Annotated in this window: 23 protein-coding genes; 9 read left to right on the top strand and 14 right to left on the bottom strand. The window is 68.7% G+C overall.

Going from position 1 to position 23866, the window contains the following annotated elements; all coding sequences use genetic code 11:
• A complete protein-coding gene (locus J0J01_RS03235; RefSeq protein ID WP_296378737.1) occupies positions 1–801 on the bottom strand; it encodes a glucose 1-dehydrogenase in 801 nt (266 codons plus the stop codon).
• Positions 801–1574 (bottom strand): enoyl-CoA hydratase-related protein, encoded by a 774-nt coding sequence (locus J0J01_RS03240; protein ID WP_296378738.1) that lies wholly within the window; start codon positions 1572–1574, stop codon positions 801–803. The genes J0J01_RS03235 and J0J01_RS03240 overlap by 1 nt, the downstream gene beginning before the upstream one ends.
• Before the next feature lie 79 nt (positions 1575–1653).
• Here J0J01_RS03240 and J0J01_RS03245 point away from each other — a divergent pair, with 79 nt between their 5' ends.
• The gene (locus J0J01_RS03245) at positions 1654–2619 is read left to right on the top strand and encodes a 3-hydroxyacyl-CoA dehydrogenase NAD-binding domain-containing protein (RefSeq protein ID WP_296378739.1); all 966 of its coding nucleotides are present in this window, start codon (positions 1654–1656) and stop codon (positions 2617–2619) included.
• Position 2620: 1 nt separating this feature from the next.
• Here the strand turns inward: J0J01_RS03245 and J0J01_RS03250 are convergent, their stop codons facing one another.
• From J0J01_RS03250 to J0J01_RS03265, 4 genes are all read right to left on the bottom strand, one after another.
• Positions 2621–3106 (bottom strand): hypothetical protein, encoded by a 486-nt coding sequence (locus J0J01_RS03250; protein ID WP_296378740.1) that lies wholly within the window; start codon positions 3104–3106, stop codon positions 2621–2623.
• Positions 3107–3153: 47 nt separating this feature from the next.
• Positions 3154–4863: a DEAD/DEAH box helicase gene (locus J0J01_RS03255; RefSeq protein ID WP_296378741.1), complete on the bottom strand. Its 1710-nt coding sequence runs from the start codon at positions 4861–4863 to the stop codon at positions 3154–3156.
• Between the two features lie 202 nt (positions 4864–5065).
• Entirely contained in the window at positions 5066–9376 is a 4311-nt protein-coding gene (locus J0J01_RS03260) for a DEAD/DEAH box helicase (RefSeq protein ID WP_296378742.1), read from the bottom strand.
• 422 nt (positions 9377–9798) lie between these two features.
• A complete protein-coding gene (locus J0J01_RS03265; RefSeq protein ID WP_296378743.1) occupies positions 9799–11493 on the bottom strand; it encodes an amidohydrolase family protein in 1695 nt (564 codons plus the stop codon).
• Between the two features lie 54 nt (positions 11494–11547).
• On the opposite strand from J0J01_RS03265, the gene J0J01_RS03270 reads away from it, so the two are divergent.
• Positions 11548–12621 carry an LLM class flavin-dependent oxidoreductase gene (locus tag J0J01_RS03270; RefSeq protein ID WP_296378744.1) on the top strand — a complete coding sequence of 358 codons (1074 nt, stop codon included), beginning with the start codon at positions 11548–11550 and terminating at the stop codon, positions 12619–12621.
• A gap of 152 nt (positions 12622–12773) precedes the next feature.
• Entirely contained in the window at positions 12774–13652 is an 879-nt protein-coding gene (locus tag J0J01_RS03275; protein WP_296378745.1) for a DMT family transporter, read from the top strand.
• 92 nt (positions 13653–13744) lie between these two features.
• Here J0J01_RS03275 and J0J01_RS03280 read toward each other — a convergent pair whose 3' ends face one another.
• Positions 13745–14533, bottom strand: coding sequence for an SDR family NAD(P)-dependent oxidoreductase (locus tag J0J01_RS03280; protein WP_296378746.1), 789 nt, complete (start codon positions 14531–14533; stop codon positions 13745–13747).
• A 38-nt stretch (positions 14534–14571) separates the two neighbouring features.
• Between J0J01_RS03280 and J0J01_RS03285 the strand changes: the two genes are divergently transcribed.
• Both J0J01_RS03285 and J0J01_RS03290 read left to right on the top strand, forming a co-directional pair.
• Positions 14572–15051, top strand: a complete 480-nt coding sequence (locus J0J01_RS03285; RefSeq protein ID WP_296378747.1) for a GFA family protein — start codon at positions 14572–14574, stop codon at positions 15049–15051.
• Positions 15048–15524: a hypothetical protein gene (locus J0J01_RS03290; RefSeq protein ID WP_296378748.1), complete on the top strand. Its 477-nt coding sequence runs from the start codon at positions 15048–15050 to the stop codon at positions 15522–15524. Before J0J01_RS03285 ends, J0J01_RS03290 begins: the two co-directional genes overlap by 4 nt.
• A gap of 150 nt (positions 15525–15674) precedes the next feature.
• On the opposite strand, the gene J0J01_RS03295 is transcribed toward J0J01_RS03290, so the two are convergent.
• Entirely contained in the window at positions 15675–16715 is a 1041-nt protein-coding gene (locus J0J01_RS03295; RefSeq protein WP_296378749.1) for an alpha/beta hydrolase, read from the bottom strand.
• 14 nt (positions 16716–16729) lie between these two features.
• Here J0J01_RS03295 and J0J01_RS03300 point away from each other — a divergent pair, with 14 nt between their 5' ends.
• Positions 16730–17542: an enoyl-CoA hydratase-related protein gene (locus tag J0J01_RS03300; RefSeq protein WP_296378750.1), complete on the top strand. Its 813-nt coding sequence runs from the start codon at positions 16730–16732 to the stop codon at positions 17540–17542.
• A 9-nt stretch (positions 17543–17551) separates the two neighbouring features.
• On the opposite strand, the gene J0J01_RS03305 is transcribed toward J0J01_RS03300, so the two are convergent.
• The 6 genes from J0J01_RS03305 to J0J01_RS03330 all read right to left on the bottom strand — a co-directional run bounded on the left by J0J01_RS03305 (position 17552) and on the right by J0J01_RS03330 (position 21727).
• Entirely contained in the window at positions 17552–18172 is a 621-nt protein-coding gene (locus tag J0J01_RS03305; RefSeq protein ID WP_296378751.1) for a glutathione S-transferase family protein, read from the bottom strand.
• 67 nt (positions 18173–18239) lie between these two features.
• Complete coding sequence (locus J0J01_RS03310; protein WP_296378752.1) at positions 18240–18884, bottom strand: glutathione S-transferase family protein; 645 nt, start codon at positions 18882–18884, stop codon at positions 18240–18242.
• A gap of 72 nt (positions 18885–18956) precedes the next feature.
• Positions 18957–19949, bottom strand: coding sequence for an NADP-dependent oxidoreductase (locus J0J01_RS03315; protein ID WP_296378754.1), 993 nt, complete (start codon positions 19947–19949; stop codon positions 18957–18959).
• 4 nt (positions 19950–19953) lie between these two features.
• Positions 19954–20754: a crotonase/enoyl-CoA hydratase family protein gene (locus J0J01_RS03320; RefSeq protein WP_296378755.1), complete on the bottom strand. Its 801-nt coding sequence runs from the start codon at positions 20752–20754 to the stop codon at positions 19954–19956.
• Entirely contained in the window at positions 20751–20975 is a 225-nt protein-coding gene (locus J0J01_RS03325; protein ID WP_296378756.1) for a hypothetical protein, read from the bottom strand. The genes J0J01_RS03320 and J0J01_RS03325 overlap by 4 nt, the downstream gene beginning before the upstream one ends.
• Entirely contained in the window at positions 20972–21727 is a 756-nt protein-coding gene (locus J0J01_RS03330) for a sulfite exporter TauE/SafE family protein (protein ID WP_296378757.1), read from the bottom strand. The genes J0J01_RS03325 and J0J01_RS03330 overlap by 4 nt, the downstream gene beginning before the upstream one ends.
• A gap of 58 nt (positions 21728–21785) precedes the next feature.
• Between J0J01_RS03330 and J0J01_RS03335 the strand changes: the two genes are divergently transcribed.
• The 3 genes from J0J01_RS03335 (at position 21786) to J0J01_RS03345 (ending at position 23840) form a co-directional block, all read left to right on the top strand.
• The gene (locus J0J01_RS03335) at positions 21786–23225 is read left to right on the top strand and encodes an amidase family protein (RefSeq protein ID WP_296378758.1); all 1440 of its coding nucleotides are present in this window, start codon (positions 21786–21788) and stop codon (positions 23223–23225) included.
• Between the two features lie 64 nt (positions 23226–23289).
• The gene (locus J0J01_RS03340; RefSeq protein WP_296378759.1) at positions 23290–23487 is read left to right on the top strand and encodes a type II toxin-antitoxin system VapB family antitoxin; all 198 of its coding nucleotides are present in this window, start codon (positions 23290–23292) and stop codon (positions 23485–23487) included.
• Positions 23484–23840 (top strand): PIN domain-containing protein, encoded by a 357-nt coding sequence (locus J0J01_RS03345; protein WP_296378760.1) that lies wholly within the window; start codon positions 23484–23486, stop codon positions 23838–23840. The genes J0J01_RS03340 and J0J01_RS03345 overlap by 4 nt, the downstream gene beginning before the upstream one ends.
• Positions 23841–23866: the final 26 nt, after the last annotated feature.

The following is a 23866-nucleotide window of genomic DNA, read 5'->3' on the forward strand; positions in this document are numbered from 1 at the left end:
TCACATGCGGCGCGTCGGTCGTCCACCGGCGGTCATGCCGCCGTCGATCACCAGCTCCTGGCCGGTCATGTAGCTTGCAGCGTCAGTGCACAGGAACAGCACGCCGTTGGCGACGTCCTGCGCCTCGCCGACACGGGTCAGCGGCACGACGGCGGCGGCGCGCTCGCTCGGATCGATCGGCGCATTGCTGCGGTTGCCGGTGGCGCCGGTCGGGATCTTCTCCCAGATCGGCGTGGCGATGATGCCGGGATGCACGGAGTTGCAGCGGATGTTGTCCTCGGCGTGCTCGAGCGCCACCGACTTGGCGAGCAGCCGCACGCCGCCCTTGGTCGCCGAGTAGGCGGCAAGCCCCGGCGCGCCGCGCAGGCCCGCGATCGACGACATCAGCACGATCGAGCCGCCGCCCTGCTTCTTGAGCGCCGGGATCGCGTGCTTGATCGACAGGAAGACGCCGTCGAGGTTGATCGCCTGCTGCTTCTGCCAGTCGGCGAGCGTCATGGTGGCGATCGGCGCCATGATGCCGACTCCGGCATTGGCGACCATGATGTCGAGCCGGCCGAAGCGCTTCTCGGCCTCGGCGATCACGCCCGGCCACGCCGCCTCGTCGCGCACATCATGGCGCAGGTAGTGCGCCTTGCCGCCCGCCTTGGCGATGCGGACGACGACCTCCTTGCCGCGCAGGTCGTCGATGTCGGTGATCAGGACCGACGCGCCCTCGCGCGCCAGCGTCTCGGAGCAGGCTTCGCCGATGCCGGAGGCACCGCCGGTGACGATCGCGCCTTTGCCGGCAAGGAGAGCCATTAGCGGCTCTTCCAGTTGCCCGGGCGCTTCTCGGCGTAGGACTTGACGCCCTCCTTGAAGTCCTCGGTCTTGCGCGTCCAGTCCTGCTCGGTGAGCTCGCGCTCGGTCGCGATCTCGGCACCGTCGGCGAAGCCGCGGCGCATGGTCTCGCGGGTCGACAGGATGGCGAGCGGCGCGGACTCCGCGATCTCGGCGGCGAGCTTCATCGCCTCCTTGCGCACGTCGGCGAGCGGCACCAGCACGTCGGCGAGGCCCCATTCGTAGGCCTGCTCGCCGCCGATGCGGCGGCCGGTATAGAACATCAGGTTCGCCTTCTGCTGGCCGATCAGGCGCGGCAGCGTGAAGGTGAGCGAGAAGCCGGGATGGAAGCCGAGCCGCGTGAAGTTGGCGGCGAAGCGCGCCTCGGCGCAGGCGACGCGGAAGTCCGGCATCAGCGCGAGGCCGAGGCCGCCGCCGATCGCCGGGCCCTGGATGGCGCCGATCGACGGCTTCTTCGAGCGGAACAGCCGGGTCGCTTCCTTGTAGAGATGCTTGCCGCTCTCGGCCGAGCCGGTTTGCGGGCGGTTGGCGAAGTCGGCGCCGGCGCAGAACGACTTGCCCTGCGCGCACAGTACGTAGGCGCGGATGTTGATGTCGCGATCGAACGCCTCGAAGGCGTCGGCGATCTGGTTGATCAGGGAATTGTCGAAGAAATTGTGCGGCGGCCGCTGGATCTCGACGACGCCGACATGACCTTCGCTCGAGACGCCGATATCCTTGTAGGTGCCGCTCATGTGTTTCCCCTGCGGGTTATGGGTGAACGGCGATCTTGCCCCGCGCCGGGGCCGTCCGTCGAGTTTGGGAGGTCGAAAAATGCCGCAACGCGAACACCCGTCGGCGAAGCATGCCCTGGTGCTGGGCGGAGGCACCATGGGCGTGGGCATCATCGCCATGTTCCTGGGCGGCGGCTGGAAGGTCGACGTCGTGTCGCGCTCGGCCTCGACGCGCGACGGCTTGCCTGCGGCATGCGCGAAGGCGCTGGCCGCCATGGGCAAGCCCGCGGATAAGTTGCTGGGCTCGCCCGGCAACCAGTCAGGGCTGCGGACTTTCGCGACCCTGCCCGAGGCCGACTGGTCGAAGATCGACGTCGCGGTCGAGACGGTGACCGAGGACCTCGCGCTGAAGCAGAAGCTGTTCGCCGAGATGGAGCAGCTCGCGCGCCCCGGCTGCGCGATCACCTCGAATTCCTCGAGCTTCCCGATCAGCGCGATCGCCAAGGGCCTGAGGACGCAGGGCCGCATGATGGGCCTGCACTTCTTCATGCCGGCGCATCTCATCCCGCTGGTCGAGGTGGTGAGCTCGGTCCACACCGACCCGACGGAGGCCGAGCGCGTGGCCGAGATCATGAAGGCGCTGGGCAAGCGGCCGGTGCAGGTGCGCAAGGACGTCATCGGCTTCCTCGGCAACCGCATCCAGGGCGCGCTGATGCGCGAGGCGCTGTGGCTGATCGAGCAGGGCGTCGCCTCGCCCGAGGACATCGACGCGACGGTGCGGCTGAGCTTCGGCTTCCGCTACGCCGCGGCCGGCCCGATCGTTCAGAAGGAGCATTCCGGCTGGGACACGACCTGCGCCGTCGCCAAGATCATCTGGCCCGACCTCACCAACGCCTCTGGCCCGCCGCCGGTGCTGCAGAAGAACGTCGACGAGGGCCGCATCGGCTTCAAGACCAAGCGCGGCTTCTTCGACTGGGACGACGAGAGCATGGCCAGGGAGCGCGCCCGCTACGAGCGCGCGCTGCGCAAGTGCCTCGAGATCTTCAAGGAAGAAGGGATCGTCTGATCTATTGGCGGTGCGGCGCCGGGCGATAGCCGAACCACGCCGTCGCGACCAGCACGCCGAGATGATGGAGCAGCGTCAGCGCGCCGGCGGCGAGGAAGACGACGCTGACCCAGCAGATGATCGGGTCGATGCCCTCGGTCGGCATGACATCGTTGGGCAGGCGGACAGCCTCGACGCAGATCTCGGCGAACAGGCCGAGGATCAGCAGGCCGATACCGCTGGAATGACAGACCCGATCGATCGCGATCTGCCGCACCTCGTCGGGCAAGCCGACGAGGTGCGCCATCTCGCGCAACGTGTGGCGCTCCTCGATGGCAACGCCCCAGCCGATCAGGATGACGCCCAGCCCTTCGAGGATCTCGGCGATGTGCTCGACATCCTTGCCCGCCAGCAGGTCGCGGCAGGCGGCAAAGATCCCGAGCGACAGCGGCACCATGATCAGCAGGCCAACCAGCCCGAAGAACGGTGCCGACACGAAGATACGCATCAAAAACCGAAACATGACGCTCCCCCGCCGCAGGCGGGGCCGGTCGGTCAGGCGGCGCGGCCGCGACCCCGGCCGCCAAACCGGCGACCGCGCCATTGTGGCCGAGCCTCGCGGTCGCCGTAAGACCGCTCGGCTTGCGACTCGCTGCCATGGGTTGGACGCTGGTCGCCGCGAGGGCCCTGACCGTGGCCGTGAGGACCGCCGCGATGCTCCGGGCGATGCCCCTGCGGACGGTCACCGTGCGGACGGTCACCCTGTGAGCGGTCGCCGTACGGCCGGTTGCCGTGCGGCTGGTCGCCGCGATGATGGTGCTCGCGATGTGGCCGCTCCTCCTGGCGCGACTCGGGGCGCGGCTGGTCGCGGAAGTCGCCCTGCATCCACTGGGGGTCGCCGTCCTGGCGCGGACGATCGTCGTGACGCGGGCGGTCGTCGTGGCGGTGATGATGCGGTCCGCCGTGGCCGCGATGCTCGACACGCGGCCCGCCGCGATGACCGCGATGCTCGGGACGCGGACCGCCGCGGTGGCTGCGCGGACCACGGCTCTCGCCGCGCGGCTCGCTTCGCTCGTCGCGCCGATCGTCGCGCTCCGGGCGCGAAGCCGGCGCGACCTGCGGCAGGTCCTCGTTCGCCGGCATCGGCAGCACGGCGAGGCGCTGGTTGGTCAGCCGCTCGATGCTCTTGAGCTGGCCGCGCTCGCTGCCGTCGCAGAACGACAGCGCGATGCCCGAGGCGCCGGCGCGCGCGGTGCGGCCGATGCGATGGACGTAGCTCTCGGCCTCGGCCGGCAGCTCGTAGTTGATGACGTGGGTCACGCCCTGCACGTCGATGCCGCGCGCGGCGAGGTCGGTCGCGACCAGCACGCGAGCGCGGCCGCGGCTGAAGGCGTCGAGCGCCTTCTGGCGCGCGTTCTGCGACTTGTTGCCGTGGATCGCCTCGGAAGCGACGCCGGTCTTCTCCAGCGCCTCGGCGACCCGGTTGGCGCCGCGCTTGGTGCGGGTGAAGACGATGACGCGCTCGAGCGCGGAGTCGGCCAGCAGGTAGCTGAGCAGCGCGCGCTTGGTGCCGGCGTTGACGAAGTAGACGCTCTGGTCGATGCGATCGACGGTGCGGCCCTGCGGCGCGATCTCGACCTTCTCGGGATTCTTCAGGATCTCGTGCGCCAGCTTGGAGATATCGCCCGGCATGGTGGCGGAGAACATCAGCGTCTGGCGCTGCTTGCCCACCGCGGCGACGATTCGGCGCACATCCTTGATGAAGCCCATATCGAACATGCGGTCGGCCTCGTCGAGCACGAGGAAGCTGACGTTGCCGAGCCTGGCGTGGCCCTGGTTCATCAGGTCGAGCAGACGGCCTGGCGTGGCGACCAGGATGTCGACGCCGCGATTGAGCGTCTCGATCTGGCGGCCGAAGCCCAGACCACCGATCACCATGCCGAGGCGCAGGCCGAGGCCGCGTCCGTAGGTGTCGAAGCTGCGGCCGATCTGCACCGCCAGCTCGCGGGTCGGCGCGAGCACCAGCGCCCGCGGGCTCTTCGGCTGCGCGCGCTCCTTGGCGGCGGCGAGATGCTGCAGCACGGGCAGTGCGAAGGCCGCCGTCTTGCCGGTGCCGGTCTGGGCGATGCCCAGCACGTCGCGGCCCTGCAGCAGCAGGGGAATGGTGCGAGCCTGGATGGGGGTGGGCACGGTGTACTGGGCGGCGTCGAGGGCACGCAGCAACGGCTCGGCGAGGCCGAGATCCGCAAACAAAACATCACTCACTGGGAAACTAGTCCTTACGGCCGCTCGAGCTTGGAGCGGCTTTTGGCTCACTCTCCGGCGCGGCGGAGGCGGCTCTTCCTTCTGGGAGATTGTCTCGGGATGAAGCGCCCCTGTTTGGTCGGGCGCGTCGCGCAATCGCGAGAAACCTTGTATCCTCGCGCTTCGCGAGTCGGCGCGTGTATGACGGTGCATTGGGGCCAAGTCAAGGCGCGTCGATAGTTGCGTCCGGCGGCGGCTGCACGCTCGAATGTTCCAGCTGCGGCCTGCCGATCAGCGCCTTGCGCATCAGCCACTCGGTCGCCGGATCGACCTCGGTCAGCAGCCGGACCTCGCCGCCGCTCAGCATCCCGGCGGGCACGCCGTCCTGGAACAGCAGGCGATTGCCGGCCAGGGCCGGCAGGCGCGGCCCCGGCGTCAGGATGCCGGCGAGATTGAGCGGGTCGGCGCCGGACACCACCGTCCATTCCTTCTCCGTCGGCTGGCGCCGGACTTCGCGCAGGGTGCCGATCGCTTCCGGCAGGGCGAACTGCTCGCCGGTGAAGCCGGCGACGAAGCGGCCGCCACGAATCTCGCCGCGGCTTTCGAGCCGGCGATAGACGCGCAGCAGCTCGCGCCACGGCGGCAGCCAGGGCGATTCCCGTTCGAGCATGCGCCAGAACACGACGCCGTAGCGGCGCAGCAGGGTGAGCGCGACATGCTCCACCGCGGCGGCATCGATCTTGTCGGTCGCCGGTGCGCGGACCAGCGACCAGCGGCCGGTCTCGTCCATGCGGGGCGCCGCCACGCGACGGCGTCGGCGTCCCGGCCGGCGCTCGCTCGGCGGCACCAGCAGCGCGCGCAGGCCGCCGAAGCTGTCGGAGGTGACGAGGCCCAGCGCCACCAGCTCGGCCAGCGCCTCCTCGACCTGCGAGCGCAGCAGGCCGCTATGGTCCGCCAGCTCATCGAAGAACGAGGCGCCGTGCGCGGTCATGAAATCGAGCACCGCGCGCGCCTTGGCACTGGGCCGTCCATCATCGGCCGGCAGCAGCGAGCGCCACAGCCCGACACGGCGGCGCGGCGCGATGGTGATCGGCGTCGAGCGCACCGGCGCGGCGCGGCGTTCGCCGTCGCTGCGGCCGTTGCGCGAGCGCAGGTGCGTCCAGGCGGCCTGCCCGGCGAGGCAGCGCGCATCGAGCCAGCTCGGTGAATAGTCGGAAATGCGAGCCGGCAGGATCTCGCTCTCCCACGCCGCGGCCGGCGCACCGAAACCTTCGAGCTGGGCGATCACCGCTTCGAGCGCCTTGGCGCCTTCCATGCGCGCATCGGAGGCCACGTGCTGCCACTGGAACAGGAAGCGCAGGAAGTCGCGCGCAGACACCGGCTCGATCTCCGCGCGCAGCCGCTTGATCGTATAGTGATGGATGCGCGCCAGCAGGCGGCGCTCGCACCATTCGTCCTCCGTCACGCCAGCCGAGAAGCGGCCGCGCATAGCGAAGCCCTCGGACTCCATGGTCGCGAGGCCGGCTGTGATCTCCAGGCCCAGCGGCGCGGCGAGCGCCGCCTCGGTCACCGGCCCCAATCCTTCGAGGCGACCGTGCAGCAATTCGACCACCGCCTCGTCGCGCGAAAAAGTCTTGTCGTAGCCCGAGGGTGCGGCAATCGCTGGCTTCGTCGCGATGTCGGGCCACAGCGCGCGGAACAGCGACAGCCGCTCCGCCGCGATCCACAACCCCGAGCCATCGAGCTCGATTCGCGCCGCGCGCTTCTGGTGGGCAAGGTCAGCCAGCCAGTCGCGCCAGCCGGCATTCGCCTGGACCTCGGCATCGGTCAGGAAGCCCAGCCACACCAGCGCGTCGTGCAATTCGTCGGCGTTGGCCGCGTCCGGCCAGACCTCGGCCTTCACGCGCGCAATCGCCTCGGGATCGAGCTGGCCGAGCTCCGACGCCTGCTCGGGCGCAAGCCAGCGGCGCGCCATCACCGCCTGGGTGCGGCGTTCCTCCAGCGGCGCGTCGTCGAGGAAGGCATAGGGCCGCGCCGACAGCACCTCGATCGCCAGCGGCGACGGCTGGGTGAGTTCGCGCGTCACCACCTGCACCCGGCCCGCTTCCATGTTCTTCAGCAGGCGCTCCAGGCCGTCGAGGTCCATCGCCTCGTGAAGGCAGTCGTGCAGCGCTTGGCTGACCAGCGGATGGTCCGGGATCTCGCGGTCGCCCGGCAGGTTCTCGGCGCAGGCGATCTGGTCGGGGAAGACCGAGCCGACGAGATCCTCGGCCTGCATGCGCATGAGCTGCGGCGGCACCTTGCGGCCGCCGCGGAAGCGCGGCAGGGCGAGCGCCACGCCGCTCACCCAGCGCCAGCGCGTGGTGAACATCGGCGAATCGAGCACGGCTTGCGTGAGCACGCCGCGCACCGAGTTGGAGTGCAGGTAGCGCGGCACGTCGCCGAGCGCGAAGCTGTGCGCCTCGGTGAGCGAGATGACGATGTTGTCCTCGGTCGCCGCCGCCTGGATCTCGAAGTTGAATTTCGCGCAGAAGCGCTTGCGCAGCGCCAGGCCCCAGGCGCGGTTGAGCCGGCTGCCGTACGGCGAATGCACGACGAGCTGCGTGCCGCCGGCCTCGTCGAAGAAGCGCTCGAGCACGATCGTCTCGGCTGTCGGCAGGCAGCCCAGCGCGCCAAAGCCGGCGCGGAGATAATCGACGAGCTGCTCGGCCGCCGATTCGTCGAGGCCGAGCTCTTCGGTCAGCCAGCGCAAGGCGTCCTGCCCTGTCGGGTCGAGCTGCAGGCGCTGCTCGACATGGCTGCGGAAGCGCGACACCGCGGCGGAGAGCGCGTCGCTGCGACCGGGCGCCTCGCCCAGCCAGAACGGGATGTTCGGCGCCTGCCCTTGCGCGTCCTCGACGCGCACCGTGCCGCGCTCGACGCGCTGGATCTTGTAGCTGCGGTTGCCGAGCTGGAAGATGTCGCCGGCCAGGCTCTCGACCGCGAAGTCCTCGTTGACGCTGCCGATGATGTTGTTCTCGGGCTCGAGCAGCACCTGGTAGTCGGCATTGTCGGGGATCGTGCCGCCCGCGGTGAGGGCGGTGAGCCGCGCGCCGCGGCGCCCCTTCAGTTGGCGATTGACGGCGTCGTGATGGATCAGCGCGCCGCGCCGGCCGCGGCGGGTGTTGAAGCCGTCGGCCAGCATGGCGACGATCGGATCGAAGGCCTCGCGCGCGAGGTCGCGATAGGGCCAGGCGCGCCGCATCAGCGCGAACAGCTCGTCCTCGCTAAAGTCCCGGGCAGCGACCTCGGCGACGATCTGCTGCGCCAGCACGTCCATCGGCTGCGACGGGATCTCGAGGCGATCGAGCTCGCCGCGCCGGACACTGTCGAGCAGGGCGGTGCACTCGACCAGGTCGTCGCGCGACGACGGGAACAGCCGGCCCTTGGGCGTGCCGTCGACGGCATGGCCGGAACGGCCGACCCGCTGCAGGAAGCTCGCGATGCGGCGCGGCGAGCCGATCTGGCAGACCAGGTCGACGTCGCCGATGTCGATGCCGAGCTCCAGCGAGGCGGTGGCGACCAGCGCCTTGAGCTGGCCGTGCTTCAGCCGCTGCTCGGCGTCGAGGCGATGCTCCTTGGCGAGGCTGCCGTGATGAGCCGCGACATTGGCCTCGCCGACCAGCTCGGACAGCCGCTTGGTGATGCGCTCCGACAGGCGCCGCGTGTTGACGAAGATCAGCGTGGTGCGGTGCTGCTCGACCACCGCCGCCAGCCGGCGATAGACCTGCTCCCAGACCTCGTGCGACATCACCGCATCGAGCGGCGATTCGGGCACCTCGATCGCAAGGTCCCGCTCACGCTTGTGGCCCGAGTCGACGATGGCGCAGTCGCCGCCTTCGACACCGACCAGGAAGCGCGCCACCTCTTCGATGGGGTTCTGCGTCGCCGACAGGCCGATGCGCAGCAGCTTGCCGCTGAGCGCTTCCAGCCGCTCCAGCGACACCGCGAGATGGCTGCCGCGCTTGTTGGGCGCGACGGCATGGATCTCGTCGACGATCACCGTGCGGGTGGTCGCCAGCATCTTGCGGCCCGATTCCGACCCGAGAAGGATGTAGAGCGATTCCGGCGTGGTGACGACGATATGCGGCGGCCGCCGGCCCATCTTCTGCCGCTCGCCCGCCGGCGTGTCGCCGGTGCGCACCCAGGTGCGGATGTCGACGTCCGGCAGGCCCTGCTTCGCCAAATTCTCGCGGATGCCGGCGAGCGGCTCCCGCAGATTTTTCTGGATGTCGTTGCTGAGCGCCTTCAGTGGCGAGACGTAGACGATCTGCGTCTCGTCCCTGAGCGCGCCCGCGATGCCCTGGCGCACCAGATCGTCGATCGCGGCCAGGAAGGCGGCAAAGGTCTTGCCCGAGCCGGTGGGCGCGGCGATCAGCGTATGCCGGCCCCTCTTGATCAGCGGCCACGCGTCCGCCTGCGCCGGCGTCGCGCGCGCGAAGCGCTGCTCGAACCAGTCGGCGACGGCCGGGTGAAAGAGGGATCTCAAATCCATGATTCAGGAATCGCCCCCAAATGTCGTGCGCGCGCGGCCGGATTCAACGACGGCGTTCCGCGGGAGTCCACGCGAGTCCACTCGCGAGTGGACACCTTAAGGCTTTGATATGTCGGGCTCTTCGCCCGGGAGTCCACGAATCCACCCACACGCCACCGGCCTGAAAAACACCGAAGTCGGGTCGAGCCGCGCCGAAGGACATTCTCAAGAGGAAGCAACCGCATCGTCATGCGCGCGACTCTGCCCCAAGTCGGCGCAGACTCCTATTATGGGCAATGGCGGCAAACTTTTGGCCCAAGAATCAGGGAGCGAATCGCGTTCCATTGCCCAGAAAGGGCCCGCGAGCGAAAGCTTATCCCCAGTCGATGGTGAGGCTCACCCCCACCCAACCCTCCCCCTGAGGGGGAGGGCTAGAGAGGGCGTTAACCGCGCTTCTTGCGCAGCAGCTTGCCCGGCAGGTTGCCGGTCGGCTCGTTGTCGCGCAGCAGGACCTGGCCGTTGACGATGGTGGCGGCCATGCCGTCGCACTTCTGCTTCAGCCGCTTGGCACCGGCCGGCAGGTCGGTGACGACCTCGGGCATGCGCGCGCCGACCGTGTCGGCGTCGAACACCACGATGTCGGCCGCCATGCCCTCGCGGATCAGGCCGCGGTCGTGGAAGCCGAACTGGGTGGCGGTGTCGCAGGTGATCATCTTCACCGCCTCCTCCAGCGTGAAGGCCTGCTTGTCGCGCACCCAGTGGCTGAGCAGATGCGTCTGCAGCGAGCTGTCCATGATCTGCGAGACGTGCGCGCCCGAGTCCGAGAAGGTCACGACCGAGCGTGGGTGCTTCATCAGCTCCAGCGCCTCGGTCTGGTCCTCGTTGGCGACCGGCTGGATCATGAAGAACTTCATGTCGCGCTCGAGCGCCATGTCGATCATCAGCTCGACCGGATGGGTGTTCTTCATCCGCGCCAGATCGGCCATCGACTTGTGCGGGCCCTTCATGTCGGTGAGGGCGAAGATCCAGTCCCACTGCGGCGGCCGCGCTTCGGCGCCGACCACGGTCGGCCCCTCGTAGGGTTTCGACGCGATCTCGACCAGCTGTCGGCGCTTGTCGGCGTTCAGCAGCCACTGCTTCTGCTCGGCGAGCGGCAGCTTGCGCATGTCGCGCCACATCTCCCACTTGTCGAACGGCAGGTGGGTCTCGAACGAGAGCAGCACGTTCAAGGACCGGCTGTGGACCTGGGCGAACATGCGCCCGCCCTCGCGGTTGGTGCGCTCGATGATGTCGAAAGTGGTGCGCCACGCGCCCGGGTTGTTGCGGCGGCTGAACAGGCCGAAGGTGATCGGCCGGCCGCTCTCGATCGCGAGCTTGCTCAAGCCCTCGTAGTAGGCGCGCGCCTTGTGGCCGTCGGCGCCGCGCGGCTCGCCGGCGACCTCGACCATGCCGCCGCCCATCGACTTCACCAGGGCCTCGAATTCGGCCCAGCTTGCGAGCCGGCTCGCCACCGGCTTGTCGTCCGAGGTCTGGTGGGCGACCGAGCGGGTGGTCGAGAAGCCGTGCGCGCCCGACGCGATCGCTTCCTGCGTATGATGGATCATCGCCTTGAGGTCGTCCTCGGTCGCCTCGTCCGTGAAGGCGCGCTGGCCCATGACATGGGTGCGGATGGCGCAGTGACCGACATAGCCCGCATAGTTGATGCCCTTGGGCAGCTGCTCGAGCACGTCGAGGAATTGCGGGAAGGTCTCCCAGCGCCACTTGATGCCGGCCTTCATGGCGGCGCGGCTGATATCCTCAGCGCGCTCGAGGTTGCGCATCACGAGGTCGGCTTCCTCGGCGCGGCACGGCGCCAGGGTGAAACCGCAATTGCCCATCACGACCGAGGTCACGCCCTGGAAGCACGAGCTGGTGCCGATCGGGTCCCAGAAGATCTGCGCGTCCATGTGGGTGTGGCCGTCGACGAAGCCCGGCGCGACCACGCGGCCCTCGGCATCGACGACTTCTTTTGCGCTCTCACCGGAGAGGCGGCCGATCTCGACGATCTTGCCGTCCTTCGCGCCGACGTCGCCGCGGTAGCGCGGCAGTCCCGAACCATCGACGATCATGCCGTTCTTAACGAGCAGGTCGAATGCCATTGGCGGTCCTCCGGTGTGACGCCTAGGATAACTCAACGAACACGCGAGGAAACCATGGAATTCGGCGTTCTGTTTACATCCCATCCGAATCCCAAGGAGGAACCCTATCCGCATCGCGGCGTGCACGCCCGCACAACGGAAGAAGTCATCGAGGCCGAGCGGCTGGGCTACGACACCGCCTGGATCGCCGAGCACCACTTCGCCACGAGCTACGGCATCATGCCGGACTGCTTCGCCTACATGGCGTATCTCGCGGCCAAGACCAGCCGGATCAACATCGGCGCCGCGGTGATCACGCTGCCGCTCTACGATCCGATCCGCGTGGTCGAGAACACCTCGTTCGTGGACATCCTGTCCAACGGCCGCGTTCGCCTCGGCGTCGGCTCGGGCTACCGGCCGTACGAATTCGTCGGTCTGGGCCGCGACTTCGAGGGCCGCCGCGATAGCGTCGAGGAGGCGATCGGGCTGATGTTCGACGCCTGGCACCGCCATCGCTGGGACCACAAGGGCAAGTATTTCAGCGGCACGGTGCAGGGCGACTACGAGATGCTGCCGCATCCCGTGCAGATGCCGCATCCGCCGCTCTACATGGCGGGCGGCACCGACCGCTCGATCGGCTACTCGGGCCGCAACGGCTTCGGCCTGATGCTGTCGACCTTGCCGGGCGTCGAGACGCTGGCGGCGCAGACCTCGCTCTACAAGCGCGAGCTGGCCGAGGCGTCACTGGAGCGGCGCCAGAACCCGGCGGCGGGCAACATCGACATCGCGCGCTGGGTCTATATCGCCGATTCAGACAAGGAGGCGCGCGCCGACACCGAGGAAGCGATCGTCAAGCACATCAGCCATTTCGGCGGCTCGGGCACCAGCGGCTATCTCGGCTCGGTCTCCGAGAAGGGCAGCGCGATCAACTACGACGATCTGCTCGCCACGACGCTGCTGCACGGCTCGGCCGAAACGGTGATCGCCCGGCTGCGCGAGATGCAGGCGCGCACCGGCATGACCTCGCTGCTGCTGCACTACCCGCCCTACTACGGGCACGACAAGGCGATGAAGAGCCTGCGCCTGTTCGCCGAGCGCGTCATCCCGGCCTTCCGGCCGCCGGCGCGCCGCGCGGTGGCAGCCGAGTAGCCCCCTTCCTCCCCATTCAAATGGGGAGGTGTCAGCGTCTTACGCTGACGGAGGGGTCATGGGCCTCACCATGATTGGATTGCGGCTCATGACCCCTCCGTCGGCGATTACGCCGACACCTCCCCATCTGAATGGGGAGGAAAAGGCTCCACATGAAGAACAACACCTCCCTCGGCGCCCTCCTCACCATGCTGGCGATGCTGTGCTTCGCCAGCATGGACGCGGTCAGCAAGTCGCTGGTGGTCGACTACTCGGTCGGCCAGTTGATGTGGGTGCGCTATTTCCTGCTCTGCTTCTTCGCCTGGTTCCTGGTGCGCAAGCAGGGCGTGCGCGCGGCGCTGCGCAGCAACAAGCCCGGCCTGCAGATCTTCCGCTCGGTGGTGGCGGTGTTCGAGGGCGCGATGTTCGTGCTCGCCTTCCGCTACCTGCCGCTCGCCGACACCCACGCGGTCGCCGCGACCTCGCCGCTGATCGTGATCGCCTTGGGCGTGCTGTTCATGGGCGAGCGCGCCGGCACAGCACGCTGGCTCGCCGTCGCGGCGGGCTTCGTCGGCGTGCTGCTGATCGTGCGGCCGGGCTTCCGCACCCTCGACTGGCCGTTGCTGCTGCCGCTCGCGGGCGCGCTGCTGTGGGCGGGCTACCAGCTCCTGACGCGGCTCAACGCCCGCTACGACCAGCCGAGCACCAGTCTGCTGTGGTCGGCGGTCGTCGCCTTCATCGCCACCAGCTTCGTCGGCCCGCTCGACTGGAAATGGCCGACCGCGATGGCGTGGGTCATGATGATCGCCGTCGCCTTCATCGGCGCGATCGCGCACTACGCCCTGATCAAGGCGCTCGACCATGCCGAGGCGGGCGCGGTGCAGCCCTACAGCTACACGCTCCTGGTCTGGGCCGCTGTCATGGGCTGGCTGGTGTTCGGCGACATCCCCGACCACTGGACGATCATCGGGGCTACGGTCGTGGTCGCGAGCGGCCTCTACACTTGGCACCACAACCGGCGCGCAGCAGCAGGTCCGACCCCCTCACCCTGAGGAAGATCCAACTTCTCGTCGTCTCGACCGGACCCTCGCGGAGCGAGGCGCAGTGGAGAGACGCGCCGCTTCGGTCGGGACGACGGGTCAACCTATCTCGGCCACGCCCTGAGGTTCACCAGCCCGCCGTCGATCGGCAGGGTGATGCCGGTCACCCAGCGCGATTCGTCGGATGCAAGATAGACCGCGCCGTAGGCGATGTCCCAGGCGGTGCCCTCGGTCTGCATCGGCACCATGTTCTTGCGCCGCTCGCGCGCCTCGGCGCCGAGATGCGCCACCATCGGCGTGTGCACCGAGCCGACGACGATGCAGTTGGCGCGGATGTTCTGGGTCGCGTAGTCGGCCGCGACCGACATGGTGAAGCCGTGCAGGCCCGCCTTCGCGGTTGAATAGGCGACCGCGCCCGGGCTGCCCATCAGGCCGAGCGCACCCGCGATCGACGACACCATGATCACCGAGCCGCCGCCGCCTGCCTTCATGCGCGGCAGGCACGCTTTGGTACAGAGCATGGTGGTGGTGAGGTTGGCCTCGATCACCTTGTGCCAGTCCTCGAGCTTGACCGTCTCGGGCGTGCCCGGCGCGCCGATGCCGACATTGTTGTGCAGGATGTCGAGCCGGCCATAAGTCTTCACCGCATGCGCGGCCATCGCCTCGCAGGCCTCGGCCCTGGCGACGTCGCCCGCGAACACCGAGGCCTCGCCGCCCTCCTGCTTGATCTGCTTCGCGAGCTTCTCGGCCCGCTCGGCGCTGCGGTTGACCAGCACCACCCTGGCGCCCTCGCGCGCGAACAGGATGGCCGTGGCCATGCCGTTGCCGACGCCCTCGCCGCGCGGCGCCGCGCCCGTGACCACCGCGACCTTGCCTTTCAGACGATCCGCCATTTCAATCTCCTCCCGTTTCAATGCTATGGGGTCGCGTCATGGCCAGCAACGACACCTTCGAGGGCGGCTGCACCTGCCGGCACGTCCGCTACCGCATCAAGTCGAAGCCCCTGTTCGTCCATGCCTGCCACTGCTCCTGGTGCCAGCGCGAGACTGGCACGGCCTTCGCGCTCAACGCGATGATCGAGGCCGACCGGGTCGAGCTCATCACGGGCCGTCCCGAGCTGGTCGACACGCCGTCGGCCAGCGGCAAGGGCCAGAAGATCTGGCGCTGCCCGCAGTGCCGGGTGGCGCTGTGGAGCAACTATTCGGGCTCGGGCGACGCGGTGCGCTTCGTGCGGGTCGGCACGCTCGACGACCCGTCGGCGATGCCGCCCGACATCCACATCTTCACCTCGACCAAGCAGCCCTGGGTCGTGCTGCCGGAGGGCGCCAAGGCGGTGCCCGAGTTCTACAAGCCCAGGGACACCTGGCCGAAGGAGACCCAGGAGCGCTTCGCCGCCGTCCGCGCGACATGAACCAGGCGACGCGGGACAAGCTGCTGCGTGTCGGCGCCAAGCCCGTCGTCGCGGCGTTGGCGCAGCGCGGCCTCAGGGGCCGGGCGATCAAGCTGCCGGCGGCCGATCCGTTCGCCGGCACCGTCGCGCTCACCGTCGAAGCCTGCCGCCCCGGCAGCGTGCTGGTCGCCGACCTGGCTGGCCCGGCGGTCGATCGCCTGCGCCAGCGCGGCATCGAGATCGTGGCGCGGCGCGAGCTGCGCGGCCTGCGGCCAGAGGCGGGCGACGGGCTGCTGCGCGACCGCGACAGCCTGGTCGTGATCCCGGCCTCGCTGGTCGACGAGGTCGCCGAGGCCGCGGCCGAAGCCGTCGCCTTCGAGGAATTCACCGCCGACCAGGTGGCGCAGGGCGGCGGCGTCTACGGCCTGCACATCCCGAGCGGCGAGCGGGCCAAGCAGGCCTTCGCGCAATGGCGGCGCATGAAGGGCAAATGATTCCTCCCCTTCGCGGAGTCCGCGAAGGGGAGGTGCCCCGCGTCTTACGCGGGCGGAGGGGTCGGGCGCCACAGTCTTGTCGCGACCCATGACCCCTCCGCCCCGCTATGAGCGGGGCACCTCCCCGACGCTGCGCGTCAGGGAGGAAGGTTACGGCTTTTTCCAGTAGTCAGGCAGCTTGGCCGCCAACCAGCGCGCGAGGGCGGCGTTGACGTCGATCGGCTTCTCCTGCGCCATCCAGTGGCCGGACTTCACCACCACCTCGGTGAGGTCGGCGCAATGCGCGCGCATCGGCTCGGCCAGCCGCGAGCTCACGGTCTCGCAGGTGTAGTCATGGAGCCCATGCAGGAACAGCACCGGCATCGCCAGCCGGCCATCGTTCGGCGCGCGCTTGGCATAGGCGCCGTTGGCCTCGTGGTTCATGTACCAGGAGTCGGGCCCAAAGAAGCCGTGCCGCGTCAGCGCCGCGACATAGGCGTTGAGGTCCTGCTCGGTGAGCACGTCGGCATCGCGCGGCAGGTCGGGCCACGGCCCGCCGCCCAGCCAGCCGCCGGTCTTGCGCACGCCGGCAGTGCGCGAAGGCTTGCCGACGCCGTCGGGATTGCCCTTGCGGAACAGCGCCTTCACCGTGTTGCGGATGTTGCCCTCGAAGCTCGTGTGCGCCTTGTCGAAGCTCTCGAGATAGAAGAACTGGTAGTCCCACTGCCCGGCCGGATACTCGTCTTTGGGATAGACGGAGCGGTCGACCAGCGGCACCACGCTGTCGAGCGTGAAACCGGCCGGCAGGTAGGGCACGCAGAGGTTCGCCACGCCGACCGCCTTGTCGGCGTGATGCGCGGCGATGTTCCAGACCACCGGGCTGCCCCAGTCGTGGCCGATCCACACCGCACGATCCTGTCCAGGGGCGCGGCCGAGCGACGCCAGCAGCTCGAGCATGTCGTGCACGATCGGCTCCTGCGCGAAGTCCTCGTGGCGGCCGTAGGTGCTCGAGCGGCCGTAGCCGCGCATGTCGGGCGCGACGCAGCGGAAGCCGAGCGCGGCGAAGGCCGGGAGCTGGTGCCGCCACGACAGCGAGAGCTCGGGCCAGCCGTGGCAGAAGATCAGCAATGGTCCGTCTTCCGCTCCGCAGGCGAGATAGAAGGTGGTGTGGCGGTCCGTCTTGACCGTGTGTTCGGTGACAGGGAAGGTCATGGCAGGAGAGCAGCATGAGCATCGATACCGGGACAACTGAACTTTTGTGCGTCGTGCGCGACGGCGTCGCGGTCATCACCCTCAACCGGCCGGAGGCGCGCAACGCGATGTCGCCCGACCTGACCGCGGCGCTGCGCACCCAGATCAAGGCGCGCGGCGCGGACGACAGCGTCGGCGCGCTGCTGATCACCGGTGCCGGCACCGCCTTCTGCTCCGGCGGCGACGTCAAGGCGATGGGCGGCCGGGGCCCGCGCGGCCAGATGACCTTCGAGGAGCGCCTCGCCGACCTGCGCTGGCGGCAGACCAACCTCACCGGCGCGCTGGTCGCGGTACGCAAGCCGACCGTCGCGGCGCTGCCCGGCGCCGCCGCCGGCGCGGGGCTGGCGATCGCGCTCGCCTGCGACATGCGGATCGCGGCCAGGTCGGCGTTCTGCGCCACCGGCTATGCCCGCATCGGCCTGTCGGGCGACTACGGCATCGCCTGGCTGCTGACCCGCACCGTCGGCCCGATGCGGGCGCGCGAGCTGATGCTGACCGCCGAACGGGTCGATGCCGAGCGCAGCGAGCGCATCGGCCTGGTCAACAAAGTGGTCGAGGACGCCAGGCTGCAGGACGAGGCCTTCGCGCTCGCCAAGTCATTGGCCGAGGGGCCGCAGATCGCCTACCGCAACATCAAGGACAATCTCGACGAGGCGCCGTACATCGACTACCCGACGGCGATGCATCGCGAGGCCGAGCGCCTGGTCGGCGCCTCGCGCACCGCCGACCACAAGGAAGCGGTCGCCGCCTTCGTCGAGAAGCGCAAGCCGGTGTTCAAGGGGCGTTAGAGCGCTGACCTAGTCCCGATCGGGGGCTCCCAGCGGGAAGAGCGAACGGAAGGGCCGCGCTTCGTCGACCGCGCGGGCGAAGGACGGGCGCTTCAGCAAGCGCGCCCTGTAGGTGGCGACATTGGGGAACTGGGCACCGATCGGCTGCACCCAGTCGGCATAGAAGAGCGAGGGCGCGGCGGCACAGTCGGCCATCGTGAAGGTGTCTCCCGCCGCCCACTCACGCCCCTTCAATTCCTTCTCCAGCCAGCCATAGGCGACGTCGAGCCGCGCACGGGCGTCGGCGACGCCCTTCGGATCGCGCTCGTTCTCCTGGCGCAGCTTGTCGCCCACGATCCTTTGCATCGGAGTCATGACGTAGAGGTCGAAGAAGCGATCGAGGAGGCGCGCCTTGAGTGAGGGCACGAGATGAGGCGCAACATGCTCGATGATGATGCTCGACTCGATCACCGGCGTCCCGTCGTCGACCAGCACCGGCATCAACCGGACCGGCCACAGGCGGGCCAGCTCGCCCCACGCCTCGGCATTGTCCAGGACGCGCCAGGTGAAAGGCGTGGCGTTCTCGTAGAGCGCGATCAGGACCTTTTGCGTGTAGGACGAGAAGGGATGGCCGTGCAGGACCAGCGCCATGGCAACCTCACTTATTACTTAACCTATCGGTTAGGTATAAGCCGGTCCGCACCCTGTCAACCCGCGATCACACGTAGCAGTGCAGGCGCTGGCCAGGCAGCAGGTCATAGGGAGCCTTCCAGCCCGGCAGCTCGGCCATGCGGGCCAGCCAGGCCGCGATCGCCGGATGGCTCACCGCGAGATCGTAACCGGCTTCGTGCCTGGGAAACGACAGGTACGCCATCATCGAGATGTCGGCGATCGACGGCTTGTCGCCGATCGCGAACGGCTGCTCGCGGAGATGCGCATCGAGGATGCCGAGATAGTCGTCGATGCGGCGCTTCATGAAAGCCAGCACCGCCGGATCGGGCGACGGCGTGAAGGCGCGATTGTAGCGGTAGGTCGCCATGTAGCCGGTGAGCTTGTGGTTGTCCCAGAACAGCCAGCGCAGGATCTCGAAGCGCTCGGCGTCGGTCGTGCCGCCGAACCGGCCGTAGCGTTCGGCGAGGCGCAGCAGGATCGGCGCGGTCTGCGTCAGCCGCTGGCCGTCTTCCTCGAGCACGGGGATCTCGCCCATCTCGTTGACCCGAGCGCGCCACTCCGGCGTGCGCGTGACGCCGCCGCCGAAGTCGGTCCAGACCGGCTCGAAGGTCTCACCGCACAAGGTGAGCATGAGGGCGAGCTTGTAGCTGTTCCCCGATTCCGGGAAGTAATGCAGGCGGTAGTGCGTCATGCCGCCGACGATAGGGCCGGCGGCGCCTGTCCACGATTCAGTCTTGCTTCTGCTGGCGCGAGGAAATCTTTCTCAGGACACCCGCACCGCGCGCTTGCCGCGGTTGTTGCCTTCGAACAGGCCGATCAGCGCGTCGGGCGCCGTCTCCAGCCCGTCGAAGATGTCGAGCTCGGCCTTGAGGCGGCCCTCGGCGATCCAGCGCGCCAGCCGCGCCTCGGCTTCGGCGCGGCGGTCGTAGAAATCCATCACGATGAAGCCTTCGAGCCGCAGGCGCTTGACGACGACCAGGCCAGGCACGCTCATCGGGCCGGGTGCCGGCCGCTCGACGTCGTATTGCGAGACGTTGCCGCAACAGACGACGCGGCCGCGCAGGTTCGCCAGCGCCAGCGCCGCGTCGAGCACCGGCCCGCCGGTATTGTCGAAATAGACGTCGATGCCGTCGGGGCAGGCCGCCCGAAGGGCGCGGAAGACGTTGCCAGCCTTGTAGTCGACCGCGGCATCGAAGCCGAGCTGCTTGACCAGCCAGTCGCACTTGTCCTGGCCGCCCGCGGTACCGACGACGCGGCAGCCGGCGATCTTCGCGATCTGGCCCACCATCGAGCCGACCGCGCCGGCCGCCGCCGATACCAGCACGGTGTCGCCCGGCTTGGGCTGGCCGACCTCGAGCAGGCCGAAATAGGCGGTGAGGCCGGTGACGCTGAGCGGCCCGATCAGCAACTCGATCGGCGCCTCTGTGATGCGCCTGGTAAGCTGCCGCGCCGGCAGGGCGGCATAGTCCTGCCAGCCCCAGTCGCCCTCGACGAGGTCGCCCTTGGCGAGGCCGGGCGCCCGGGACTCGACGACCTCGCCGAGCGCGAAGCCGCTCATCACCTGGCCGGGCTGCAGCGCGTCGCGATAGGTCTTGCCCATCATCCAGGCGCGGTTGGCGGGATCGAGCGACAGCAGGCGCGTGCGCACCAGCGCCTCGCCCGGCTGCGGCTCGGGGATCGCCACCTCGCGCCATTCGAAGGTGTCCTTGCCGATCTTGCCCTGCGGCTGCTTGGCGTAGAGCCATTGGCGGTTCATCGGATCAATCCTTGTAGTTCGCGGCGCGCTTCTGAAGGTTGGACATCACCGCTTCGATCTGGTTGGGCGAGCCGATCAGCTTCTGCTGCTCGACCGACTCGTCCATCAGGCCGGCCGCCGCATCGACGGCGACGGCGTTGTTGAGGATGCGCTTGGCGGCGCGGATCGCGTCGGGGCTCTTGCCGGCGATCTCCTTCGCGGTCTCCAGCGCGGCGGCGCGCGGATCGGCAACGATCTTGGTCACCAGGCCGAGCGTCTGTGCCTCCGTGCCGTCGAAGATGCGGCCGGTGTAGGTGAGCTCGCGCGCCACGTCCTCGCGCACGAGATGGCGCATCAGCTGCGTGCCGGCCAAATCGGGCACGAGGCCCCACTTGATCTCCATCACCGAGAAGCGCGCATCGGCAGTGGCATAGCGCAGGTCGGCGCCGAGCATGATCTGGAAGCCGCCGCCGAAGGCCACGCCATGCACCGCGGCGATCACCGGCACCGGCAGGGTGCGCCATTGCCAAGCGCATTGCTGCGGCCGGTTGGCGATGCCGTGGGTGCGCCTGGGCAGGTCGCGGGTGACCGAGTTGCCATCCTGGGCCTTCATGGCGGCGAAGCTCGCCATGTCGAGGCCGGCGCAGAACGCCTTGCCCTCGCCCGACAGCACGACGCAGCGCAGGCCCTTCATCTCGCGCAGGGTGTCGCCGGCCTCGATGATGCCTTCGAACATCGCATTGTCGAGCGCGTTCATCTTGTCGGCGCGGATCAGGCGGACGTCGGCGATGCCGTCCTTGAAGTCGATCGAGACGCGGTCCTTCATTTGTCCCTCTCCGATTTGAGCCAGTCGCGCAGGCGGCGCTTCACTTCTTCCGGTTCAAGCCTTTTAGGCCGCTGCTGCAGCGGCCCAGGCGGCGCGAGACTGCCGTCGTCGCGCTTGGGCCACACCAGCACGGCGATCGCGCGCTGGATGTCGGCGAAGGTCGCATCGTCGGGCAGCTTGTCGAGCAATGCCCGAACCTGATCCTTGTCGCTCTGTTTCATCGCGCTGCCACCTGCCAGACGCCCTGGGCTACGTACACCGCGCCGATAGCGAGGATGACCCGCCGCGTCCAGTAGTAGAACTGCTTGTCCGACAGCCGGTCGAGGAAGCTGCGCGACAGGGTCGTGCCCAGCACCGCGAAGACCGCGGCGAAGGCCATGACCAGCCACTGTTCGAGATCGCGCCCGGCCGGGTTGGCGATCAGGGCGCCGAAATAAGTGACCTTGGTGAGATGGCCCATGACCTGGGCCGCCGCCTTGGTCGAGACGTTGACCTGCCGCGACATGCCGGTGCGGACATAGAAGACGTCGAGGATCGGGCCGGTGACGCCCGAGACCAGCTGCAGCGCACCGCCGATCGCGCCGGCCAGGAAGGCCTGCCCGCGCCGCTCGATGTTGGGGGCGACGGTCTGCGGCACGGCGAGCGCCACGAAGGGCGTCAGGCCGACCGCCATCAGCACGGCCCACTTGGGCGGCACGAACGCGAGCGAGGAGAACACGACCAACGAGAAGGCCGAGCCCAGGCCGAAGCCCAGCACCACGCCCCAGTTGATATGGCGCCGCCACAGCCACGACCGCCAGCCGTTGGCCGCGATCTGGATCACGCCGTGGAACACCATGGCGACCGGCACCGGCAGGACGAACAGCAGGAAGCCGATCAGCAGCATCCCGCCCGCCATGCCGAAGATGCCCGAGATGAAGGAGGTCACGACCGCAACGACGGCGAGCGCAGCAAGAACCAGCGGAGTGAACATTCGTCCAGCGGCGTAGCGCAGCATTTGGAGGCTGTCGAGGTTCGGCTAAGGTGCCGCCATGTCCGACACCGATCTGCTGTTCACGTCAGCCGTGAAGGCCGCCGCCCTCATCCGTTCGAAGACGCTTTCGCCCGTCGAATATGTCGACGCCGTGCTGAAGGCCGTCGACAGGGCCCAGCCCAAGCTCAACTGTTTCCGCGTGGTGATGGCGGAGGAGGCGCGGCGCGACGCCAAAGCCGCCGAGGATGCGGTGATGCGCGGCGAGGCGCTGGGGCCGCTGCATGGCGTGCCCGTCAGCATCAAGGACCTGGTCGACGTGAAGGGCGTGCCGACGCGGCACGGCTCGGCGATCTTCGCCGACAATCCGCCAGCGGCGGCCGACGACATCCTGGTCAAGCGGCTGCGCGACGCCGGCGCGATCATCCTCGGCAAGGCGACGTCGCCGGAGTTCGGCGTCAAGGGCCTGACCGACGGTCCGGAGTTCGGCATCACGCGCAACCCCTGGAACCTCGAGCGTACGCCCGGCGGCTCGAGCGGCGGCGGCGCAGCGGCGGTCGCGGCGGGGCTGGGTCCGCTCTCGCTCGGCACCGACGGCGCCGGCTCGGTGCGCGGGCCGGCCTCGTGCTCGGGCCTGGTCGGGCTGAAGCCGACGCTCGGCACCGTGCCCTACGACACCGCGCGCGACGCCTTCGCCAACAACATCTTCGCGGGGCCGCTGGCGCGCACCATCATCGATGCCGCGGTCATGCATGCCGCGATGATGGGCCCTAGCGAGAAGGATCCGTGGTCGCTCGGCGCCACGCCGCGCCCGCTGTCGCCCAAGCTCTCGGGCGAGGACCTGTCGGGCGTGCGCATCGGCTACATCGAGCGGATGGCCAACCCGCGCGTCGCCGCCGACGTGCGCACCAACACGCGCGCCTGCCTCGCCGCCTGGGAGGCGATGGGTGCGGCGGTCGAGGAGGTCGCCGACCCGATCGACTGGATCGAATACGAAGGCCGCGTGCTCTACCAGGCGGGCTTCGCCGTGACCTGCGCGCAGTACCTGCCGAAGTGGCAGAACCAGATGGACCCGGTGACACTCGCCTTCATGGAGCGCGGCGCCAGGTTCACGCTGGCCGACTTCCGCAACGCCCAGTTCGCGCGCACCGTCCTGTTCCGCAAGATCCAGACGCTGTTCGAGCGCTGCGACTTCATCGTCTCGCCGACCAACGCCCGCACCGCGCTCGACGTGACGCACGACGCCGCCAACGACGACGTGATCATCGACGGCGTGAAGTGCGGCATCACCCGCCAGGGTTGGACCTCGTACCAGTACCCCTTCAACCTCACCGGCCATCCGGCGCTCGCCGTGCCGTCGGGCTTCGGCGACGACCACATGCCCACCTCCGTCCAGATCGTCGGCAAGTGGGCGCACGAGACCGACGTGCTGCGGCTCGGTGCGCTGCTCGAGGCGGCGCGGCCGTGGGCGCAGCACCGGCCGGAAAAATTCGCCCTGTAGTCCTTACTCCAGGCATTGAATAAGGCATCATTCGATGCCAAATCTTGTGCCTGACGGAGGTCACATGCGCACGACAATCGCCTTGGACGACGACTTGGTGAGCGAAGCCCAAGCCTTCACCGGCCTTACGGAGAAGTCCTCGCTGGTCCGGGAGGCACTAAAGGCGCTCATCGAGCGGGAGAGCGCCCGTCGACTGGCCCGGCTTGGCGGCAGTGAGCCGAAACTCAAGGCACCTCCGCGACGCCGTTCCACGCCAGCATGATCCTGGTCGACACCTCTGTCTGGGTCGATCATCTTCGCGCGGGCGACCCGAAGCTTGCGACACTGCTGCAAGCCAACCAAGTGCTTACCCATCCATTCGTGGTCGGTGAGATCGCGCTCGGAAGCCTCAAACAACGCCGTCTGATTTTGGGAGCGCTCGCGAACCTGCCGCACGCTCCTGTCGCTCGAGCCGAGGAGGTCCTGCTCTTCATCGACCGACATTCGCTGGCCGGGACGGGGCTTGCCTATGTCGATGTACATCTTCTTGCGTCGGCTCAGCTCGCGGCCGGAGCAGCCATACTTACTCGTGACAAGAGGCTTGAAGCGACAGCCCGAAGACTCGGCTTGGCATAAGAATCCGGAGGAATGATGCGAATTAA

The sequence above is a fragment of the Reyranella sp. genome (assembly GCF_017305915.1).
GTDB lineage: Bacteria > Pseudomonadota > Alphaproteobacteria > Reyranellales > Reyranellaceae > Reyranella.

Bases quoted from the DNA above. Each gene is read 5' to 3' on its own strand.
- J0J01_RS03285 (WP_296378747.1), top strand. From the start codon at position 14,572: ATGGCCAGCAACGACACCTTCGAGGGCGGCTGCACCTGCCGGCACGTC.
- J0J01_RS03260 (WP_296378742.1), bottom strand. From the start codon at position 9,376: ATGGATTTGAGATCCCTCTTTCACCCGGCCGTCGCCGACTGGTTCGAG.
- J0J01_RS03320 (WP_296378755.1), bottom strand. From the start codon at position 20,754: ATGAAGGACCGCGTCTCGATCGACTTCAAGGACGGCATCGCCGACGTC.
- J0J01_RS03240 (WP_296378738.1), bottom strand. From the start codon at position 1,574: ATGAGCGGCACCTACAAGGATATCGGCGTCTCGAGCGAAGGTCATGTC.
- J0J01_RS03265 (WP_296378743.1), bottom strand. From the start codon at position 11,493: ATGGCATTCGACCTGCTCGTTAAGAACGGCATGATCGTCGATGGTTCG.
- J0J01_RS03325 (WP_296378756.1), bottom strand. From the start codon at position 20,975: ATGAAACAGAGCGACAAGGATCAGGTTCGGGCATTGCTCGACAAGCTG.
- J0J01_RS03315 (WP_296378754.1), bottom strand. From the start codon at position 19,949: ATGAACCGCCAATGGCTCTACGCCAAGCAGCCGCAGGGCAAGATCGGC.
- J0J01_RS03275 (WP_296378745.1), top strand. From the start codon at position 12,774: ATGAAGAACAACACCTCCCTCGGCGCCCTCCTCACCATGCTGGCGATG.
- J0J01_RS03270 (WP_296378744.1), top strand. From the start codon at position 11,548: ATGGAATTCGGCGTTCTGTTTACATCCCATCCGAATCCCAAGGAGGAA.
- J0J01_RS03280 (WP_296378746.1), bottom strand. From the start codon at position 14,533: ATGGCGGATCGTCTGAAAGGCAAGGTCGCGGTGGTCACGGGCGCGGCG.
- J0J01_RS03335 (WP_296378758.1), top strand. From the start codon at position 21,786: ATGTCCGACACCGATCTGCTGTTCACGTCAGCCGTGAAGGCCGCCGCC.
- J0J01_RS03310 (WP_296378752.1), bottom strand. From the start codon at position 18,884: ATGACGCACTACCGCCTGCATTACTTCCCGGAATCGGGGAACAGCTAC.
- J0J01_RS03340 (WP_296378759.1), top strand. From the start codon at position 23,290: ATGCGCACGACAATCGCCTTGGACGACGACTTGGTGAGCGAAGCCCAA.
- J0J01_RS03300 (WP_296378750.1), top strand. From the start codon at position 16,730: ATGAGCATCGATACCGGGACAACTGAACTTTTGTGCGTCGTGCGCGAC.
- J0J01_RS03250 (WP_296378740.1), bottom strand. From the start codon at position 3,106: ATGCGTATCTTCGTGTCGGCACCGTTCTTCGGGCTGGTTGGCCTGCTG.
- J0J01_RS03330 (WP_296378757.1), bottom strand. From the start codon at position 21,727: ATGTTCACTCCGCTGGTTCTTGCTGCGCTCGCCGTCGTTGCGGTCGTG.
- J0J01_RS03345 (WP_296378760.1), top strand. From the start codon at position 23,484: ATGATCCTGGTCGACACCTCTGTCTGGGTCGATCATCTTCGCGCGGGC.
- J0J01_RS03305 (WP_296378751.1), bottom strand. From the start codon at position 18,172: ATGGCGCTGGTCCTGCACGGCCATCCCTTCTCGTCCTACACGCAAAAG.
- J0J01_RS03235 (WP_296378737.1), bottom strand. From the start codon at position 801: ATGGCTCTCCTTGCCGGCAAAGGCGCGATCGTCACCGGCGGTGCCTCC.
- J0J01_RS03245 (WP_296378739.1), top strand. From the start codon at position 1,654: ATGCCGCAACGCGAACACCCGTCGGCGAAGCATGCCCTGGTGCTGGGC.
- J0J01_RS03290 (WP_296378748.1), top strand. From the start codon at position 15,048: ATGAACCAGGCGACGCGGGACAAGCTGCTGCGTGTCGGCGCCAAGCCC.
- J0J01_RS03295 (WP_296378749.1), bottom strand. From the start codon at position 16,715: ATGACCTTCCCTGTCACCGAACACACGGTCAAGACGGACCGCCACACC.